17 protein-coding genes, 1 tRNA gene and 1 pseudogene are annotated in these 19,480 nt (G+C 63.7%); 13 read left to right on the top strand and 6 right to left on the bottom strand.

The window, feature by feature from the left end:
- Positions 1-10: 10 nt before the first annotated feature.
- The 9 genes from GPT34_RS00240 to GPT34_RS00200 all read left to right on the top strand — a co-directional run bounded on the left by GPT34_RS00240 (position 11) and on the right by GPT34_RS00200 (position 10,521).
- Positions 11-2,971: a formate dehydrogenase subunit alpha gene (locus GPT34_RS00240; protein ID WP_291008080.1), complete on the top strand. Its 2,961-nt coding sequence runs from the start codon at positions 11-13 to the stop codon at positions 2,969-2,971.
- 10 nt (positions 2,972-2,981) lie between these two features.
- Complete coding sequence (gene fdh3B / locus GPT34_RS00235) at positions 2,982-3,584, top strand: formate dehydrogenase FDH3 subunit beta (protein ID WP_291008077.1); 603 nt, start codon at positions 2,982-2,984, stop codon at positions 3,582-3,584.
- Positions 3,581-3,838 carry a hypothetical protein gene (locus GPT34_RS00230; protein ID WP_291008074.1) on the top strand — a complete coding sequence of 86 codons (258 nt, stop codon included), beginning with the start codon at positions 3,581-3,583 and terminating at the stop codon, positions 3,836-3,838. Before fdh3B ends, GPT34_RS00230 begins: the two co-directional genes overlap by 4 nt.
- A gap of 10 nt (positions 3,839-3,848) precedes the next feature.
- On the top strand, positions 3,849-5,054 hold the full coding sequence (locus GPT34_RS00225) for a formate dehydrogenase subunit gamma (RefSeq protein ID WP_291008070.1): 1,206 nt from the start codon (positions 3,849-3,851) through the stop codon (positions 5,052-5,054).
- 36 nt (positions 5,055-5,090) lie between these two features.
- Positions 5,091-5,393: a hypothetical protein gene (locus GPT34_RS00220; RefSeq protein ID WP_291008067.1), complete on the top strand. Its 303-nt coding sequence runs from the start codon at positions 5,091-5,093 to the stop codon at positions 5,391-5,393.
- Positions 5,394-5,542: 149 nt separating this feature from the next.
- Complete coding sequence (locus tag GPT34_RS00215; RefSeq protein ID WP_291008064.1) at positions 5,543-6,481, top strand: formate dehydrogenase accessory sulfurtransferase FdhD; 939 nt, start codon at positions 5,543-5,545, stop codon at positions 6,479-6,481.
- A gap of 110 nt (positions 6,482-6,591) precedes the next feature.
- Complete coding sequence (upp, locus tag GPT34_RS00210) at positions 6,592-7,224, top strand: uracil phosphoribosyltransferase (RefSeq protein WP_291008061.1); 633 nt, start codon at positions 6,592-6,594, stop codon at positions 7,222-7,224.
- A 187-nt stretch (positions 7,225-7,411) separates the two neighbouring features.
- Entirely contained in the window at positions 7,412-9,943 is a 2,532-nt protein-coding gene (locus GPT34_RS00205; protein ID WP_291008058.1) for an FtsX-like permease family protein, read from the top strand.
- A 164-nt stretch (positions 9,944-10,107) separates the two neighbouring features.
- Entirely contained in the window at positions 10,108-10,521 is a 414-nt protein-coding gene (locus GPT34_RS00200; RefSeq protein WP_291008055.1) for a group II truncated hemoglobin, read from the top strand.
- A 2-nt stretch (positions 10,522-10,523) separates the two neighbouring features.
- Here GPT34_RS00200 and GPT34_RS00195 read toward each other — a convergent pair whose 3' ends face one another.
- Both GPT34_RS00195 and radC read right to left on the bottom strand, forming a co-directional pair.
- Positions 10,524-11,159 (bottom strand): Smr/MutS family protein, encoded by a 636-nt coding sequence (locus GPT34_RS00195; RefSeq protein WP_291008052.1) that lies wholly within the window; start codon positions 11,157-11,159, stop codon positions 10,524-10,526.
- Positions 11,160-11,356: 197 nt separating this feature from the next.
- Positions 11,357-12,048, bottom strand: a pseudogene (gene radC, locus GPT34_RS00190) (DNA repair protein RadC).
- A 120-nt stretch (positions 12,049-12,168) separates the two neighbouring features.
- Between radC and GPT34_RS00185 the strand changes: the two are divergent.
- The 3 genes from GPT34_RS00185 to serS are packed head-to-tail and all read left to right on the top strand — an operon-like array spanning position 12,169 to position 14,947.
- Positions 12,169-12,615 (top strand): FKBP-type peptidyl-prolyl cis-trans isomerase, encoded by a 447-nt coding sequence (locus GPT34_RS00185; RefSeq protein ID WP_291008049.1) that lies wholly within the window; start codon positions 12,169-12,171, stop codon positions 12,613-12,615.
- Complete coding sequence (gene ispH, locus GPT34_RS00180; protein ID WP_291008045.1) at positions 12,615-13,586, top strand: 4-hydroxy-3-methylbut-2-enyl diphosphate reductase; 972 nt, start codon at positions 12,615-12,617, stop codon at positions 13,584-13,586. Before GPT34_RS00185 ends, ispH begins: the two co-directional genes overlap by 1 nt.
- Before the next feature lie 50 nt (positions 13,587-13,636).
- Positions 13,637-14,947, top strand: coding sequence for a serine--tRNA ligase (gene serS, locus GPT34_RS00175; RefSeq protein ID WP_291008042.1), 1,311 nt, complete (start codon positions 13,637-13,639; stop codon positions 14,945-14,947).
- A gap of 59 nt (positions 14,948-15,006) precedes the next feature.
- Here serS and GPT34_RS00170 read toward each other — a convergent pair.
- A tRNA-Ser gene (locus GPT34_RS00170) sits at positions 15,007-15,098 on the bottom strand.
- 104 nt (positions 15,099-15,202) lie between these two features.
- Here GPT34_RS00170 and GPT34_RS00165 point away from each other — a divergent pair.
- The gene (locus GPT34_RS00165; RefSeq protein WP_291008039.1) at positions 15,203-16,633 is read left to right on the top strand and encodes a HAMP domain-containing sensor histidine kinase; all 1,431 of its coding nucleotides are present in this window, start codon (positions 15,203-15,205) and stop codon (positions 16,631-16,633) included.
- Between the two features lie 19 nt (positions 16,634-16,652).
- Here GPT34_RS00165 and GPT34_RS00160 read toward each other — a convergent pair whose 3' ends face one another.
- The 3 genes from GPT34_RS00160 to GPT34_RS00150 all read right to left on the bottom strand — a co-directional run bounded on the left by GPT34_RS00160 (position 16,653) and on the right by GPT34_RS00150 (position 19,417).
- Positions 16,653-17,246 (bottom strand): response regulator transcription factor, encoded by a 594-nt coding sequence (locus GPT34_RS00160; RefSeq protein ID WP_291008036.1) that lies wholly within the window; start codon positions 17,244-17,246, stop codon positions 16,653-16,655.
- 179 nt (positions 17,247-17,425) lie between these two features.
- The gene (locus GPT34_RS00155; RefSeq protein WP_291008033.1) at positions 17,426-18,733 is read right to left on the bottom strand and encodes a tryptophan--tRNA ligase; all 1,308 of its coding nucleotides are present in this window, start codon (positions 18,731-18,733) and stop codon (positions 17,426-17,428) included.
- Positions 18,734-18,748: 15 nt separating this feature from the next.
- Complete coding sequence (locus tag GPT34_RS00150; protein WP_291008030.1) at positions 18,749-19,417, bottom strand: site-2 protease family protein; 669 nt, start codon at positions 19,415-19,417, stop codon at positions 18,749-18,751.
- Positions 19,418-19,480: the final 63 nt, after the last annotated feature.

Below are 19,480 nucleotides of genomic sequence, written 5' to 3'. Positions count from 1 at the left end.
GAGATTCGACATGATGCTGACCAAAAAATCCCCCGGTGCCCACGGCGCCCGCTCGCACACCTCGCTCGTGCACAGCCTTCAGCGCGGCCTCTCGGCCGCCCTGCCCACCATGGACCGTCGTGGCTTCCTGCGCCGCTCCGGTCTGGGCGTTGGTGTCGGACTGGCTGCCTCGCAGCTCGCGCTGGTGAAGAAGGCCGACGCTGCCGGCGCGAAGTCCGCTGACGGCACCGGCAAGATTGAGGTCAAGCGCACCGTGTGTTCGCACTGCTCGGTGGGCTGCGCGACCGATGCCATCGTTGAAAACGGCGTCTGGACCCGGCAGGAACCGGTGTTCGATTCGCCCATCAACCTCGGTGCACATTGCGCGAAGGGTGCAGCCCTGCGCGAGCACGGCCACGGCGAGTACCGCCTGCGCTATCCGATGAAGCTGGTCAACGGCAAGTACCAGCGCATCAGCTGGGACACTGCGCTGGAAGAGATCAGCGCGAAGATGAAAGAGCTGCGCACGGCCAGCGGCCCCGACTCGGTTTACTTTGTTGGCTCTTCCAAGCACAACAACGAGCAGGCCTACCTGCTGCGCAAATTCGTGAGCTTCTGGGGTACGAACAACTGTGACCACCAAGCGCGCATTTGTCACTCCACCACGGTGGCCGGTGTCGCCAACACCTGGGGCTACGGCGCGATGACCAACTCGTACAACGACATGCAGAACAGCAAGGTTGCCCTGTACATTGGCTCGAACGCCGCTGAAGCCCACCCTGTGTCCATGCTGCACATGCTGCATGCCAAGGAAATCGGCTGCAAGATGATCGTGGTTGATCCGCGCTTCACCCGCACCGCGGCCAAGGCCGACGAGTTTGTTCGCATCCGCTCGGGCTCGGACATTCCGTTCCTCTTTGGTGTGTTGCACCACATCTTCAAGAACGGCTGGGAGGACAAGCAGTACATCAATGACCGGGTCTACGGCATGGAGGCGGTCAAGGCCGACGTCATGGCCAAGTGGACGCCGGACAAGGTGGAAGAGGCCTGCGGCGTGCCTGAGGCACAGGTGCTGAAGGTCGCCAAGATGCTCAAGGACAACTCGCCCGGCACCATTGTCTGGTGCATGGGCCAGACGCAGCACACCATTGGCAACGCGATGGTGCGCGCATCCTGCATCTTGCAACTGGCCCTGGGCAATATCGGCAAGAGCGGCGGCGGCACCAATATCTTCCGCGGTCACGACAACGTGCAGGGCGCCACCGACGTAGGTCCCAACCCCGATTCGTTGCCCGGCTACTACGGCCTGGCCGAGGGTTCCTGGAAGCACTACGCCAAAGTGTGGGGTGTCGAATTCGACTGGATCAAATCCCAGTACGCCGAAGGCATGATGACCAAGCCCGGCATCACGGTGTCTCGCTGGATCGACGGTGTGCTGGAGAACAACGAGCTGATCGACCAGGACGCTAACTTGCGCGGTGTGTTCTTCTGGGGCCACGCGCCCAACTCGCAGACTCGCGGTCTGGAGATGAAGCGCGCGATGGACAAGCTGGACCTGCTGGTGGTGGTCGATCCGTACCCGTCGGCCACCGCGTCGATGGCGGCCATGCCCGGCAAACCGGAAGACCTGAACCCGAACCGCGCGGTGTACCTGCTGCCAGCGGCCACCCAGTTCGAGACCAGCGGTTCGTGCACCGCGTCCAACCGCTCGATCCAGTGGCGCGAACAGGTCATTGAGCCGCTGTGGGAGAGCCGCAGCGATCACATGATCATGCACCAGTTCGCCGAAAAGCTCGGCTTTGGTGCTGAGCTGTCCAAGAACTTCAAGATGAAACAGGTCAAGGGTATGGACGAGCCCGTGGTCGAGGACATCCTGCGTGAGATCAACGCTTCGGTCTGGACCATTGGCTACACAGGCCAGACTCCCGAGCGTCTGAAGGCTCACATGCGCAACATGGGTGCGTTCGACGTGAAATCGCTCAAGTGCAAGGGCACGGTGGTTGACAAGGAGACCGGCTACGACATGAGCGGTGACTATTTCGGTCTGCCGTGGCCCTGTTTCGGTACCGCTGCCATCAAGCACCCAGGTTCGCCCAACCTGTACGACACCTCCAAGCACGTTATGGAGGGTGGCGGCAACTTCCGCGCCAACTTCGGCGTTGAGCGCGATGGTGTGAGCCTGCTGGCAGAGGACGGTTCGCACTCGCTGGGTGCTGAAATCACCACCGGCTATCCCGAGTTCGACCACGTCTTGCTCAAGAAGCTGGGCTGGTGGGATGACCTGACCGACGCCGAGAAGACGGCAGCCGACGGCAAGAACTGGAAGACCGACCTCTCTGGCGGCATCCAGCGTGTCTGCATGGCTCACGGCTGCCATCCGTTTGGTAACGCCAAGGCGCGCGCCGTGGTCTGGAACTTCCCCGATGCGATTCCTCAGCACCGCGAGGCGCTCTACGGAATCCGCCCGGACCTCGTGGCCAAGTACCCCAGCCACGACGACCAGAAGACACGCTGGCGTCTGCCCATCCTGTACAAGTCGCTGCAGCAGAAAAACATCGACGACAAGGTGCACGAGAAATTCCCGCTGATCATGACCTCTGGTCGTCTGGTCGAGTACGAGGGTGGTGGCGAAGAGACGCGCTCCAATCCTTGGCTGGCCGAACTGCAGCAGGAGATGTTTGTCGAGCTCAACCCGGCCACGGCTTCGGCGCGCGGTATCCGCAACGGTGAACGTGTCTGGGTGACCAGCCCGACCGGCGCGCGCATCAACGTGCAGGCCCTTGTGACCGAGCGCGTCAGCGCCGATACGGTGTTCCTGCCGTTCCACTTCTCGGGTCACTGGCAGGGCGTTGACATGAAGCCCTACTACCCGGATGGCGCGATGCCTGTGGTTCGCGGTGAGGCGGTCAACACCGCCACTACCTATGGTTACGACATCGTGACCATGATGCAAGAGACCAAGTCCACCGTTTGCAACGTCGAAAAAGCTTGAGGAGACCACGATGGCACGAATGAAATTTATCTGCGACGCCGAGCGCTGCATTGAGTGCAACGGCTGCGTTACTGCCTGCAAGAACGAGCACGAGGTGCCATGGGGAGTGAACCGCCGCCGCGTGGTCACCCTCAATGACGGTGTGCCCGGCGAAAAGTCGATCTCGGTGGCCTGTATGCACTGCAGCGATGCACCCTGCATGGCAGTCTGCCCGGTCAACTGCTTCTACCGCACCGACGAAGGTGTGGTGCTGCATGACAAAGACGTCTGCATTGGTTGTGGCTACTGCTCATACGCGTGCCCGTTTGGCGCGCCGCAGTTCCCCTCCGCTGGAACCTTCGGGGTGCGTGGGAAGATGGACAAGTGCACCTTCTGCGCCGGTGGCCCCGAGGCACATGGCAGCCAGGATGAGTTCGACAAATACGGTCGCAACCGTCTGGCCGAAGGCAAGTTGCCGGCCTGCGCCGAGATGTGCTCGACCAAGGCGCTTCTGGCCGGCGACGGTGACGTGGTCGCCGACATCTTCCGCAACAGGGTCGTCACGCGCGGCAAAGGTGCCGAAGTGTGGGGCTGGGGTACCGCCTACGGCACGGCTCAAGGACAGAAATCATGATGCGACGTTTTTCACTCATCGCCCTAGCTTTTGCCGGGTTGCTCGGTCTCACAGCCTGTGGCCAACAAGCTCAGGAAAATGCCACTGGCCAAGCCATCAAGAGCGACGGCGCTCCCTACACCGGCGTGGGCCAGAGTCAGTATGCGCAGGGCGGCTGGACGGCGGGCGACAAGGGTAGCTGGGAACAGCAACTCAAGTCGCGTGCCCAGTATGGCCAGAACGATTACCAGCGCATCGGCGCGCAGCAACCCTGAGGCTTCACCCATGCCATTCCAACCGAATACCCGCTGGCGCTCACTGGCAGCGGCTGCGTTGCTGGGACTGAGTGTCGGCTGGGCTCAGGCCCAGGCGCTCAAGGTCGAACCCGCTCAGGACGATCCACCACCAGCCGCTGCGGCATCAAAGCCAGCGGCGCAGACGGGTGGCATCCAGAGCGCCAACATTTTCGAGATCGCTCCGGGTGCGGACACCGACCCCAACTACGCCAACCAAACCAATGGCGAGCGAGGCCAGGTCCAGCCCGGCAACAACGCGCCGATGTGGCGGGATGTGGGCAAGGGCGTGACGGGGGTCACCAGCCTCCCGTATCTTGAAGCAGGCAACATGATCCAGGGTTTTGTGCAGTACCCAGGATCGCGCTACACCACCGCCGGTGAGGCATGGCGCCAAGTGCGCAACAACTGGATCATTCCTTATGGCGGTTCGCTGATCGTCATAGCCCTTGTGGCGGTTGGCCTGTTTTACCTGCGCAAAGGCACGATTCCGCTTCATGGGCAGGAAACCGGTCGCCTGATTGAGCGTTTCACTTACGTAGAGCGCGCAGCGCACTGGGTGAATGCTATCGCTTTTGTGGTGCTGGCGGTCTCCGGCATCGTCATGGCCTTCGGCAAGTTTTTCCTGCTGCCAGTGATGGGCAGCACCCTGTTCGGTTGGTTGACCTACGCGCTGAAGAATGCGCACAATTTTGCCGGACCACTGTTTGCCGTGTCACTGGTGGTCGTGATCCTCACCTTCGTGCGCGACAACCTGCCATCCAAAGGCGACCTCACGTGGTTGCTCAAAGGCGGTGGCCTGCTAGGCGACCAAGAGGTGCCCTCGCACCGCTTCAACGCAGGCGAAAAGGTGCTGTTCTGGGGCGGCGTTTTCGTGCTGGGACTTGTGGTGGTGGGCTCAGGCCTTTTCCTCAACCATCTGGCACCGGTTTTTGAGTACACCCGCGGCAACATGCAAGTTGCAAACATGGTCCATGCCGTTGCCTCGGTCTTGATGATGGCGATGTTCATCGGCCACATCTACATGGGTACGGTGGGCATGCAAGGTGCTTACAAGGCAATGAAGACCGGCTATGTTGACGAGACATGGGCCAAGGAGCACCACGAGCTCTGGTACGACGACATCAAGGCTGGCAAGATCCCTGCCCATCGCACACCAGGCCAGGAAGGCCCCACCGGCGAGCCCGCCAAAGCCTGATCGCTTTGGTTCAATAAACAGCCCAGGAACATTGTCATGAAACACCTGCTTTTTGCGTCCGCCTTGTTGTTCTCCGTGTCGGTCCAGGCCAAGCTGCCTGCACCGGTCATGGACGATGCTGCCAAGGCAAAAGCGGCTGAGACCAAAGCCAAGGCCGCCCACGGCAACAAGGTAGGTGCCTACAAGCTCTGTCAGTGGCAGGATAAGGTCGCCAGCGTCTATTTCAAGAACGCTTCCACCGCGGGCAAGACCGTCAAGCCCGCTGTGGCCACGGCACCTTGCGATGACCCGGGCCCCTTCGTGTGGCCAACGGCGGCACCGGCTGCGCCCAAGTCCTGAAGCATCGGCCAGACGATCGCTTCGGTGCACAGAAAATAGGCCTTCGGGCCTTTTTTCTTGCCAAACTGGCTATGCCCTTGTGGCCCTCATGCCAGCGGGCTTTTTGCAGCTGACCTCATACTGATCGACCAGCGCTGTTCTCCCACGACATGTCCACCACTGCCACCCCATCCCTTGAGCCGACCGATGCCGCAACCAGCGTGCGTCTGCCGTCCTTGACCCAGGTCCGAGCGCCGTTGACCCAGGCGGTGGCGGTGGTCAACGAGTTTGGGCAGCACAGCACCGTGTCCATCCCGGCCGAGCGCGATCTCACGGTGTATGTGGACAAGCGGGAGCTGGTGACCTTGATGACCCTTGGCGCCCACCCGGAATGGCTGGTGCTGGGGTACTTGCTCAACCAGCGGCTCGTGGGCTCTGTAGACGAGATCGAGTCGATCACGGTCGACTGGGAAGTGAACGCCGCTTCGGTGAAAACGCGCCACGGTATCGACCGCATCGAAGAGCGCACGGCCAAACGGGTGGTCACCACAGGCTGCGGCCAGGGCAGCGTCTTTGGCAATCTGATGGACGAGATCGACAGCATTCGCCTGCCTGACGACGTGGTGCTTCGCCAGTCGCAGCTCTATGGCATCGTCAATGCCATCCGCCTGAAGGAAAGCACCTACAAGTCGGCGGGCTCGGTGCACGCTTGCGCGCTGTTTCTGGACGATTCGCTGCAGCTGTTTGTCGAGGACGTGGGGCGCCACAACGCGGTGGACACCATTGCCGGCTGGATGGCCCTGAACCAGCTCTCTTCACAGGATGATGAGGGCGCCGTGCGAGGGCAGAAGGTCTTTTACACCACAGGTCGCCTGACCAGCGAGATGGTGATCAAGTCGGCCCAGATGGGTGTGGCGGTGGTGGTGTCGCGCAGCGGCATCACCCAGATGGGGCTGGATGTGGCGCAGCAGGTGGGTTTGTGCGCCATCGGGCGGGCCACCAACAAGCGTTTCCTCTGCTACGCGAATGCACAGCGCCTGATCATGGATGCGATGCCCGCCGAGCCTTCGGTCCTTGTGGCAGGCGAACGGATCTCCAGCGACGTCTGAAACCGGACCTGCCGGTCCTACACTTGGGTGGTTCATGCCCACAGCCGGTGCCCGCTCACCGCCGCGGGTGATCGCCGCGAGTCGGCGCAGCCTCACCAGAGACTCCCCTCATGAGCCGAGACGTTCACGTCATCAACCACCCCCTGGTCCAGCACAAGCTCACGCTGATGCGCCGCAAGGACACCAGCACCAAGAGTTTTCGCGAGCTGGCGCACGAGATCAGCATCCTGCTGGCTTACGAGCTCACACGCGACATGCCGATGCAGGAGATTCAGATCGAGACTCCGCTGGAGACCATGACCTCGCGCATCATCGATGGCAAGAAGGTGGTGCTGGCTTCCATCCTGCGCGCCGGCAACGGGTTTCTGGATGGCATGTTGCAGGTATTACCGGCCGCGCGAGTGGGTCACATCGGTCTCTACCGCGACCCAGCCACGCTTAAGGCGGTTGAGTACTACTTCAAGATGCCACAAGACATGGGCGAGCGCGACGTGATCGTGCTCGATCCCATGCTGGCCACCGGCAATTCGGCGGTGGCCGCAGTGACGCGGCTGAAGGCCACCGGGCCCCGCTCGATCCGATTCGTCTGCCTCGTGTCCTGCCCTGAGGGCATCCGCACCTTCCACGATCACCACCCGGATGTGCCGATCTACACCCCTGTCATCGACCGGGGCCTGAACGAACACGGTTACATCGTGCCCGGCCTGGGCGATGCCGGGGACCGGATTTTCGGGACGAAGTAGGTCCACCCCCGTCGTTCGCTCCGACTCTCAAGGGGCAACTGACCGACCACCGGAGCCGGATTTGCTGCGTTCGAGTGTGAATTCCCTTTCCTGCGTGGCGTTTGGGTCGTCGCGGCTCTCTTGTCCTGAGTTGGCGCTGAAAAGGCCGCTTCCGGCGTGGCTGGGGCGGATGCGATAAGGTCACGCCATGGAACACCGACCCCCTTCTTTTTGGCAACTGGGCTGGCGCTCGCTCTGGCGCGACTGGCGGGCGGGTGAGTTAAGGCTGCTGGTGCTGGCGGTGACGCTGGCGGTGGCGGCATTGACGGCTGTGGGCTTTTTTGCTGACCGGCTACAAAACGGGCTGGCGCGCGACGCGCGGGCGCTGATCGGCGGCGATGCGGTGCTCAGCAGCGACAACCTGCCGCCGCCCGCGTTTGAAGCCCAAGCCAAGTCGCTGGGCTTGCAAACTGCGCAAACACTGGGGTTCCCCACCATGGGGCGGGCACCGGACGACCTGGGTGGCGCAGCTCGCCTGGTGGCCTTGAAGTCGGTAGGTGAGGGCTATCCGCTGCGCGGCAGCGTGCGCGTGGCAGAGGCGCCTGAGGGTGTCGATATTGCGACTCGCGAGATTCCCGCGCCGGGCACGGCCTGGGTCGACGCGGCCTTGCTGGTGGCGCTGGATCTGAAGGTGGGGCAGCCGGTGTTGCTGGGCGACGCTGCGTTCACACTCAGCCGCGTCATCGTGGTCGAGCCCGACCGGGGTGCTGGCTTCATGAGCTTTGCGCCGCGGGTGATGATCAACGCCGCCGACCTGCCAGCCACTGGCCTCGTGCAGCCCGCGAGCCGGCTCAACTACCGGCTGGCCGTGGCAGGGGACGATGGTCCGGTGGCGGAGTTCACCCGCTGGGCTGAGGCGCAGATCGAACAGCCTGGCGTACGCGGCATGCGGCTGGAATCGCTGCAGGGCGGTCGGCCCGAGATGCAGCAAACCCTGGCGCGGGCGGAAAAGTTTCTGAATCTGGTGGCTTTACTGGCGGCGCTTTTGTGCGCGGTGGCGGTTGCGATTGCGGCGCGAGGCTTCGCCCAGCGGCATCTGGACGACTGCGCGATGCTCCGCGTTCTCGGTTTGTCGCAAGCGTCGATGGCACGTGCCTACACGCTGGAGTTTGCGCTGGTCGGCTTGTTTGCCAGTGCGCTCGGCGTGGCGCTGGGCTATGCAGTGCATCACGCCTTTGTGGTCCTGCTCGCCGGCCTGGTGGAGGCCAGTCTGCCTGCGCCCAGTCTGGCACCAGTGGCGCTGGGCCTGGGCATGGGCCTGACCCTGATGCTCGCCTTTGGCCTGCCGCCGGTGTTGCAACTGGCCCAGGTACCTCCGTTGCGTGTGATACGGCGCGACGTGGGCCAGCTCAAGCCTGCCACCTTGGCTGTGCTGGGCCTGGGCGTGGCCGGTTTTGGTGCGCTGTTGCTGGCGGCCAGCCGAGACTTGCTGCTGGGCGCGATCGCGGTCGGTGGCTTTGCGGCGGCGGTGCTGCTGTTTGCGGCGGTCAGCTACGCAGCGGTGCGCCTGCTGCGCGCGAGTGTGAATGAAACCACCGCACCGCGCGCGCTTATCATGGCCACGCGCCAGCTCAGCGCTCGCCCGGCCTATGCGGTGGTCCAGATCAGCGCGCTGGCGGTGGGCTTGATGGCGCTGGTGCTGCTGGTGCTGCTGCGCACCGATCTCATTGCGAGCTGGCGCAACGCCACGCCACCCGATGCGCCCAACCGGTTCGTGATCAACGTGCAGCCCGAGCAGGGTGATGCGTTCCAGCAGCAACTGCGCGACTCGGGTGTGGACCGCTTCGACTGGTTCCCTATGATCAGGGGCCGGCTGGTGAGCATCAATGGCAAAACGGTGGTGCCCGACGACTTCACCAGCGACCGCGCCCAACGCCTGGTCGACCGTGAATTCAACCTGTCCAACACTGCAACGCTGCCGCCCCACAACCCGGTGATCGCTGGCAGCTGGACGGAGAACGAAGCCGATGCGCTGAGCGTGGAAGAAGGGCTGGCCGAAGAACTGGGGCTGAAGCTCGGTGACCGCCTGGGATTCGACATCGCTGGACAAGTCACCGAAGGCCGTATCACGAGCTTGCGCAAGGTGGACTGGGGCTCGATGCGGGTCAACTTCTTCGTGGTCTTTCCGGTGGCCGAGCTGCCCAACGTGCCAGTGAGTTACATCAGCGCGTTCAGAGCGCCCGAAGGCAATGTGCAGTTCGACAACAGCCTGGTGCGCGCGTTTCCCAATATCACCAACGTCGACATGAGCCAGACCATCGCTCAGGTGCAGCGGGTGCTGGGCCAGGTGATCAGCGCAATCGAATTCCTGTTCGCCTTCACGCTGGCGGCTGGCTTGGTGGTGCTGCTGGCGGCGATCACCGCCACGCGCGGAGAGCGCGAACGCGAATTCGCCATCCTGCGCGCGGTGGGGGCGAGTTCTGGGCTGCTGCGCCAGGTGCAGCGCATCGAGCTGCTTGGGGTGGGGCTGCTGGCGGGCTTTCTGGCCTCGGTAGTGGCGGTGGCCGTGGGCTGGGCGCTGGCGCGCTATGCGTTTGAATTTGCCTGGACCGCTTCGCCCCTGGTGCCGCTGGCGGGCAGCGCCGCTGGCGCTTTGCTGGCGCTCGCCGCTGGATGGTGGGGCCTTCGCAGCGTATTGCGAACTCCGGTGGTGGAGACACTGCGCAGAGCCACATCCTGACCACCCCCGCGTCGCCTTCGGCGCCACCCCCTCAAGGGGGCGGCACTGGCCGACTGGCAAATCCAGATCGGCGGCGCCCTTGGGGAACTCCCCCTCTTGCCACCCCTGCGGCCCGGCGAAGCCGGTTCCGTGGGATCCCTGAACCAAGACACCGCCGACCTGACATGACCGAGAACACCGCCCATCCCGTTCCCCAGACCCCGTTTGAATGGGCCGGTGGTGAAGCGGCGGTGCGCGCGCTGGTGGACCGCTTCTACGACCTGATGGACATTGAGCCTGGCTACGCCGAGCTGCGCGCCGCGCACGGCAACACGCTTGTCGAGGCACGAGACAAGCTGCACTGGTTCCTCTGTGGCTGGCTGGGTGGACCCCAGCACTACACCGAGCGCTTTGGCCACCCGCGCCTGCGCGCACGCCACATGCCGTTTGCGATTGGGGTTCAAGAACGGGATCAGTGGCTGGCTTGCATGGACCAAGCGATGCAAGAGACCGGGCTGGCCCCGGCATTGCGCGAGCGTCTGAACCAGAGCTTTTTCCAGACCGCCGACTGGATGCGCAACCAGCCAGGTGCGCACTGACCCTAGCTCGGGCGCAGCAACACCACCAGCGCACCCGCGCCGCCATCGGCAGGCCGTGCCTGCACAAACGCCATCACCTCGTGTTTTTGCACCAGCCAGCGGTGCACACGGCTTTTGAGCACGGGAACGCGCCCCGGTGAACCCAGGCCTTTGCCGTGCACCACGCGCACGCAGCGCAACCCGCTCTGGTGCGCTTCGCGGATGAAGCGGCCGAGGGCCTCGCGGGCTTCGTCGGTGCGAAGGCCATGCAGGTCGATCTGGCGCTGGATGCTCCAGCGGCCTTCGCGCAGCTTGCGCACCACGTCCGGCCCCAGCCTGGGCACGCGGTAGCTCAGCAGATCGTCGGTGTGGAGCAAGGTCTCGACATCGAACTCGTCCGACAGCGCTTCGCGCATGACATTGGCCTCGTCGCGCTGGCGCTGACGGGGCTCAGGCAACGCGGGCAACCGCCTGTGCTGAACGCGATGCGTCGCGCGCAGCGGCAGCACTGGGCCTACTGCCAGCTCGAACAGTCGCTGTTCTCGGTCCTGCCGCTCTCGCTGCAACCGTTCAGCCTCCAGCGCCGCCAGCTCGGCCGCCGCCCGCCGGGCGATGGCCTGCTGCAGCGGCTTGAGTTCTGACAGCGAACGCAGTTTCATGGTGGTTCATTGTGTCGCAGGCGCGATCACTGCGTATCCATGGCCTTGCCCGAGAAAGTCGCTCTTGACTTGTTCGTCAGAAATTGAACATTGCCCGGCACGCGTGCCTCAAGCCCCGCGCGCACTGTGGAACCGACTCCGCCGGGTCGCAGTTGGGGGCACCCTCAGGTGGGAAGCTGCTCAGGGGGAGTCTCAATCTAGATCATGCCCAGTTCGGCCATGGAGGTCGCCTGATTCCGAGTCACGATGAAGTGGTCCAGCACACGCACATCCACCAGCGCCAATGCGGCCTTGAGCGACTGGGTCAATGCCTCGTCGGCGCGTGAAGGCTGGGCGGTGCCGCTGGGGTGGTTGTGGGCCAGCACCACGGCGGCAGCATGGTGGTGCAGGGCGCGCAGCACCACCTCGCACGGGTACACGCTGGTCTGCGTCAGCGTGCCGCGAAACAGCTCCTCGAGCGCGAGCAGCGTGTTCTGGCCATCCAGAGACATCACCGCAAACACCTCGTGCTGGCGGGCGCCCAGCTGCAGCTGCAGGTAGTCGCGCACTGCTTTCGGGCTGTCGAGCAGTGCCTGCTGTCGCAGTTCCTGCGCGAGCGCTCGCCTCGCGAGCTCCAGCACTGCTGCCACCTCGGCACGCTTGGCTGGCTCCAGGCCCTTGATGGCCTTGAGCGCGTCGGTGCTGGCGTGCAGCAGGCCTGCCAAGCCACCAAAACGATCCAGCAGCTCCTGCGCGAGCTGGACACGTGTTTGCCCGGCAGTCCGGTCCGCAGCAGCAAGGCCAGCAACTCGGCGTCGCTGAGCGCCGCGGGGCCTCGTGCCAGCAGTTTTTCGCGCGGGCGTGCGTCTTGCGGCAGGCGTTTCAGCCCGGTCGTGACAAGGCCATCCATGGCGTGTGCTCCCGGTGAGGTGCCGCTTTTTACAATAGGCGGTTTGGCGCGCCTGAGCGCCTCGCGAGATGATCAGGCACATTGGCTTTCATTCACCCCTCCAACCTCCCCAATCTGTCCATGTCCCAGGTCCAAGAAGGCTCTTTCCTCACGCTGCACTACCGCATGTCGGGCCCCCAGGGTCAGGTCATCATCGATACCTTCGGCGGCCAGCCCGCCACGCTCAGTCTGGGCACCGGGGAGCTCTCTCCCGCCATCGAGCAGCGTTTGCTGGGCCTTGAGGAAGGCACGCGCTCGGTGATCGAGCTGGCCGCGGGCGAGGCGTTTGGCGAGCGCCAGCCAGAGATGATCCAATGGGTGGCGCGCAAGCTGCTGAGCGAGCTGGGTGACCCTCACGAAAAATTTTCTGTGGGTGACGTGGTGCAGTTCCCCACGCCCGATGGTCTGGGCAGTTATGCGGGTGCGGCGGTGCAGGTTCGCGAAGACGGTGCGGTGTTGTTTGACTTCAACCACCCACTGGCCGGTCAACCGGTGCACTTTGAAGTTCAGTTGATCGGGGTGTTGTGATGAGTCAGGCTCAGGAAATCGTGTTGGCCGAGCCTCGGGGCTTTTGCGCCGGGGTGGACCGTGCGATCGAAATCGTCGAGCGCGCCCTGGCCAAGTTTGGCCGGCCGATTTATGTGCGGCATGAAATCGTGCACAACACCTACGTGGTCAACGACCTGAAGGACAAGGGTGCGATCTTCATCGAAGACCTGAGCGACGTGCCTCCGGGCGCCACGCTGGTGTTTTCCGCCCACGGCGTGAGCAAGGCGGTGCAGGACGAAGCACGCAGGCGCGGCTTCACCATCTTTGACGCCACCTGCCCGCTCGTGACCAAAGTGCATGTCGAGGTGGCCAAGCTGCACCGCGAAGGCTACGAATTCATCATGATTGGCCACAAGGGTCACCCAGAGGTGGAGGGCACCATGGGCCAGCTCGACAGTGGCATCCATCTGGTGGAAGACGTGGCCGACGTGGCCACGGTCGCGCCCGCCCAGGAGTCCAGGCTCGCAGTGGTGACGCAGACCACGCTGTCGGTGGACGACGCCGCGGAAATTCTCACGGCCGTGAAAGCGCGTTTCCCGCTGGTGCGCGAACCCAAACAGCAGGACATCTGCTACGCCACCCAGAACCGGCAGGATGCGGTCAAGCTGCTCAGCCCGCAGGTGGATGTGGTCATCGTCGTGGGCAGCCCGACCAGTTCCAACAGCAACCGTCTGCGGGAAGTGGCCTGGAAGCTGGGGACAGAAAGCTATCTGGTGGACAGCGCAGATGAGCTGAAGGCACAGTGGTTCGAAGGCAAGGCGCGCGTGGGCCTGACAGCGGGTGCTTCGGCGCCAGAAATCCTGGTGCGCCAGGTGGTCGACCGCATCAAGGCCTTGGGCGCCATCTCCGTGCGCACCATGGACGGCCTCACCGAGACCATCAAGTTCCCCTTGCCCAAGGGACTGAAGATCGCTGGCGAAGACTCTGAGCCGCTCGATCACCTGCGCTGAACGGAACAGGCGCCCCCGGATGACCAGCGGCGCAAAACTACAATCGTCGTATGCTAGATCTCGTTCATCTCCGAAAAGACCTCGACGCCGTGGTCGCGCGCCTCCAGACGCGCAAGTCGCCCCAGCCCTATCTCGACGTGGTGGCCTACCAGGGGCTGGAGACCGAGCGCAAGACGCTGCAGACCCGCACCGAGGAGCTGCAAAGCCAGCGCAACAGCCTGTCCAAGCAGATCGGCATGCTCAAGGGCAAGGGCCAGCACGCCGAGGCCGATGCGGCCATGGCGCAGGTGGGTGAGCTCAAGAGCGAGCTGGAGCGCTCAGCCCAGCGGCTGGATCTGATCCAGTCCGAGCTGCAGGCCCTGTTGCTGGCGGTGCCCAACCTGCCGCACGACAGCGTGCCGTTGGGCAGCGACGAACACGGCAACGTGGAAGCTCGGCGCTGGGGCACACCCCGGGTGTTCAACTTTCCGGTGCGCGACCATGTGGACATTGGCGCCGCTCTGGGGTTGGACTTCGAGACCGGCGCCAAGCTCGCCGGAGCCCGCTTCACCTTCATGCGTGGCCCCATCGCGCGGCTGCATCGGGCACTGGCCCAGTTCATGCTCGACGTGCAGACGCAGGAGCACGGCTACACCGAGTGCTACACGCCATACATCGTCAATGCGGAGACGCTGCGAGGCACCGGGCAGTTGCCGAAGTTCGAGGCCGATCTCTTTGCCGTCAACAAGGGCGGACAGGAGGGCGGTGAGGACAGCCAGCAGCTGTACCTGATTCCCACCAGTGAAGTCACACTGACCAATGTGGTGCGCGACACCGTGCTGGCGGAGACCGATCTGCCGATCTGCCTCACGGCTCACACCCCCTGTTTCCGCTCCGAGGCCGGCAGCGCGGGCCGCGACACGCGCGGCATGATCCGCCAGCACCAGTTCGACAAGGTCGAGATGGTTCAGATCGTGCATCCCGAGCGGAGCTACGACGCGCTGGAAGCCATGACCGGCCACGCCGAGGCCATCCTGCAGAAACTGGGCCTGCCGTACCGGGTCATGAGCCTGTGCACCGGCGACATGGGTTTTGGCGCCAGCAAGACCTACGACCTCGAAGTCTGGGTGCCGGCGCAGGGTACCTACCGCGAGATCAGCTCCATCTCGAACTGCGAAGCGTTCCAGGCGCGCCGGCTGCAGGCGCGCTTCAAGAACGCCCAGGGCAAGAACGAACTGGTGCACACGCTCAACGGCTCCGGCCTGGCTGTGGGCCGGGCACTTGTGGCCGTGCTGGAGAACTTCCAGCAGGCCGATGGCAGCGTGCAGGTGCCCGAGGTGCTGCGGCCCTATCTGGGTGGGCTGGAGCGGCTGAGCGGCTAGAAGCGTCGGGCTCGGAAAGCAAAAAGCCCGGGGATGCCGGGCTTTTCATGGGTCGCTTTTGGCGGAGAAGGAGGGATTCGAACCCTCGGTACAGTCTAAACTGTACGCCGGATTTCGAATCCGGTGCATTCGACCACTCTGCCACCTCTCCGCGTCGAAGCTAGAGATTCTAGCAGTGCGGAGCCCTGCTTTTCCGGCGACCGTCCCGCAGCGGTGCGGTGCGACAATGGATCACCGTGCGCCACCCCACCGTCCATGCTTGTTGATACCCAGCCGGCCACCCATCAGCACCTGCCGGCCTCACCCGAGGTGCGCGAGGAGTGGGTCAACTCTCAACTGATCGGCGTGGTCATGGACGGCGCCATGCCGGCGCTGCTGGCGGCCAGCGGTGCCTTGCCCATCATGGTGTACCTGATGCTGGGCGAAGTGCACCCCTCCGTGCTGGCGGTGTGGGCGGGCACGCTGGGCGCGGTGCTGATCTATCGCTTTCGCATGATCGGGCAGTACCGGCTGCGCTACGACAGCGTGGAAGGCCCGATGCGAATGACGTTCGTCGATCGCTATGGATGGACCTGGGGCGCGGTGGGTCTGTTGTGGGGCCTGTCGGTCGCCATCACCTTCCAGCAGGCCAGCGTGCAGACGCAGTTCATCGTTGGTTTGGTCATCCTCGGCCACGGCATGATCTCGCTGACGTCTTTTGCGCCCTATCTGCCGCTGCTGCGGCAATACACCAACACACTGATTGGCGCTGCGCTGGCTGGCCTGGTGCTGCCCGATCTGCTGGGTGTGGTGCAGGAAACCAATCGCCAGCTCGTGGCAGTGATCGTTTTGCTGATGCTGATTTTCTGGTGGCTGCTGCGCACCGCCGGCGAACGCCTGCACCAGGTTCACCGGGCCAGCTTCGAGCTGCAGTTCTCCAATCAGGAGCTGATCGACTCTTTGACCCAGCAGACCCGGGCGGCCCTTCGCGCCGTGGCCACCAAGAACCGGTTTCTGGCATCAGCCGCCCACGACCTGCGCCAGCCGGTGCACGCGCTCAGTCTGTACGCCGACTGGCTTTCCAGCGAGCCAGAGATGGCGAGGGACATTGCCCCGCGCATCTTGCAGTCCACTCGCGCCATCAACGAGCTCTTCGATTCGCTGTTCGACCTCACCCGCATCGACGCCGGCAACTACAAGGTGCGACTGCAGCATGTGGACGTGCAGCAGCTTTTTGCCGATGTGGCGATGCAGTTTGAGCCGGTGGCCCGCTCCAAGGCGCTGAAGCTGCGCACCCACACCCGGCCCACCACGATCTGGGCCGATCCGGTGGTGCTGCGGCGCATGCTGGGCAACCTCGTGTCCAACGCTTTGCGCCACACCCAGGCGGGTGGCGTGCTGCTCGCCCTGCGATACCGCGAAGACATGCTGATGTTTGAGGTCTGGGACACGGGCGTGGGCATTGCGCGAGAACACCAGCAGGCCATTTTCCAGGAGTTCTTCCGGGTCTCACAGCACCACGGCACCGAGGACAGTCTGGGCCTGGGCCTGACCATCGTCTCCAAGCTGTCGATGCTGATGGGCTATCAGCTGGCGCTGAACTCGGTCGAGGGACGAGGCAGTGTGTTCCGGGTGATGCTACCGGCTTTCACCCAGACCCAGACCGACGAGGCGCCCGAGGCCACCCTGGTGCGGGTCGCTGGCTAAGCCGGCAGTAGGCGCGAACTCAGAGGTCCAGCAGACCGGCCGTGCGCGCCAAGTGGCTGGCTTGCGAACGGCTCTTGACATTGAGGCGGCGGAACAGGCGCCACAGGTGCACCTTCACCGTGTGTTCGCTGATCTGCAGTTGCTCCGCGATGTCCCGGTTGGACAGCCCACGGTCCAGCATCACCAGTAACTGCTTCTGGCGCTTGGAGAGCTTGTCGGGCACGGTGGGCGCGTTTTCATCTTCGACCTCTTCGGTCAGGAACTCGCGCAAGACCTTGGCGATCTGCGCAGCGCCAGCGGACTTTTCCACGTAGGCATCGGCTCCGGCTTCGCGCGCGAGGTCTTCGTAGTCAGAGGCAGGCGATGCGGACAGCACGATGAGCGAGGTGTCGGGCAGCATCTGGCGCACTTCGCGTACACCCGAGACGCCGTTGGTGTCTGGCAGCTTGAGATCGAGGCACACCAGCTCGGGGTCACCATGCTCGGCGATGGCCTTGCTCACCGAGGCCAGCCGCTCCAGCTCGACAACCTGGGTAGAGGTGCGCAGGCGGCGCAACAGCATGACGACGGCTTCCCGCATCAGCGGATGGTCATCAATGACAAAAATACTCATGGAAACCCGACGTATTAGGAATTGTTATCTCAGGATAGAGCATATCGGCAAAGGTAGCATTTGGCGATAGGCCAAAGCAGCCGATGAATACCCCAGTTCTAGCGATGGTGTGCTGATCGGATGCCTGCCTGCGCTCGTTCGTTCCTGCGCACCGGTACCGTGCATCGACTCAGGCGAACTCATTCAGGAGATTTGGAGTCGGTTGCGAGCAGCTGCGACAGCGCGCCCTCCAGGGCCTCGGGCGCCGCCTGAAAGCTCAGTTCAGCCGACAACTCGCCCAGACAGGCCAGGCCCTCCTGGCGGATGCGTGCCATCGATTGCGCCGCGGCCTTGGGTGAGTCGAAGCCCGCGCTTTGCAGCAGCAATTGTCCCTGGGCATCGACCAGCTTGAAATAAAAGCGCTGATCCGCTTCCCGGTACTGTTTGAAGCTTGGCAGCGCCACTTTGCCGGGCTTGGTCGCGACCACGGGGGTCTGACCAGAGTCCAGCGACCGCAACCCCACGGCCTGGCGCAGGCGTGCGGTGAACGGGGTGGCGATGGCGCGCGCCTTGGCGGCACCCTGCTGCAGCGTCTGCTCGATGCGTGCCGGGTCCTGGATCAGTTCTTCGTAGACCGTGCGCAGGGGCGAAATTTCCTGGTCTAGGCGTTCAAACAGCCGCTGTTTGGCGTCGCCCCAGGCGATGCCTTGGGCAAACGCCTGGGCAAACTCGTCGCTTTCCTTGGGGCTGGCAAAGGCCTGAAACAGCTGGTATACCGCCGAACCGGCCACCGCTTTGGGCTCACCAGGTGCTTTCGAGTCGGTCAGGATGCCCATGATGAGCTTTCTGAGCTGATCCCGGGGGACAAACAGCGGAATGGTGTTGTCGTAGCTCTTGCTCATCTTGCGGCCATCCAGCCCTGGCAACAGGGCCACGTTGTCCTCGATGGCCGCTTCGGGCAGTGTGAAATGAGCGCCGTAAAGGTGGTTGTAGCTGGCCGCGATGTCGCGGGCCATCTCGATGTGCTGCACCTGGTCACGCCCCACGGGAACCGTGTGGGCGTTGAACATCAGGATGTCAGCGGCCATCAGCACCGGGTACATGAACAGGCCAGCGGTCACGCCCGCGTCCGGGTCTTCCCCGGCGGCGGTGTTCTTGTCCACCGAGGCCTTGTAGGCGTGTGCCCGATTGAGCATGCCCTTGCCGGTCACACAGGTGAGCAGCCAGGTGAGTTCGGGGATTTCGGGGATGTCCGACTGGCGGTAGAAGGTGACCTTTTCGGGGTCGAGGCCGCAGGCCAGCCAGGTGGCGGCAATTTCCAGCGTGGAGCGCTGCACGCGGGCCGGGTCGCCGACCTTGATGAGGGCGTGGTAATCGGCCAGGAAATAAAAGCTCTCAACCTCGGCCAGCCGGCTGGCGCGCACCGTGGGCCGGATGGCACCCACGTAGTTGCCCAGGTGGGGGGTGCCCGAGGTGGTGATGCCGGTGAGGACGCGTTGAGTTTTCATGAGCAGACAGTGGGCTCAAAGAACGAGCATGCGCAAGGGGGTCAGCAGCAATGCGATGATTTGACTGAATAGCACGTACAGCGGTTGCAACCAGTAGCTCTGGACCAGGCCGGTGAACACCAGTGCGAGCAGCACAAAGAAGCCGTAAGGCTCGATTTTCGCGACCGCCAGCGATGGCCCCGGAGGCAACAAGCCCACCAGGATGCGGCCACCGTCCAGAGGCGGCAGGGGCAGCAGATTGAAGATGAGCAAGATCAGGTTCCACTTGATGCCCGCTTCGACCACCAGGAAAAAGAACTTTTCTTCAACGCCAACGCCCGCCAGCAAATAGCCGAGCACGGCCCACAACACCGCTTGCACCAGGTTGGAGCCGGGGCCAGCCAGCGCCACCCAGATCATGTCGCGCTTGGGGTTGCGCAAACGGCCGAAATTCACCGGCACAGGCTTGGCATAGCCGAACAAAAAGGCACCAGCCGTGGCGAAATACAGCAGGATCGGCATGCCTATCGTGCCCACTGGGTCGATGTGCTTGAGGGGGTTCATCGTGATCCGGCCCATGAGGTAGGCCGTGTTGTCACCGAAGCGACGTGCGGCGTAGCCGTGCGCCGCTTCGTGCAAGGTGATGGCAAACAGCAGCGGAATGGCATTCACCGCAATGCTTTGAATGATCTGGGCGAAATCCATGGGGAGACCAAATGGCAAACCGCTATTGTCTCCCATGGGCCCCGACGCCCTGGACCCGGCGCG

The organism is Hydrogenophaga sp. (genome assembly GCF_011390835.1).
Classification (GTDB): Bacteria; Pseudomonadota; Gammaproteobacteria; order Burkholderiales; family Burkholderiaceae_C; genus Hydrogenophaga.
This window is presented reverse-complemented; position numbering and strand designations above follow the sequence as displayed.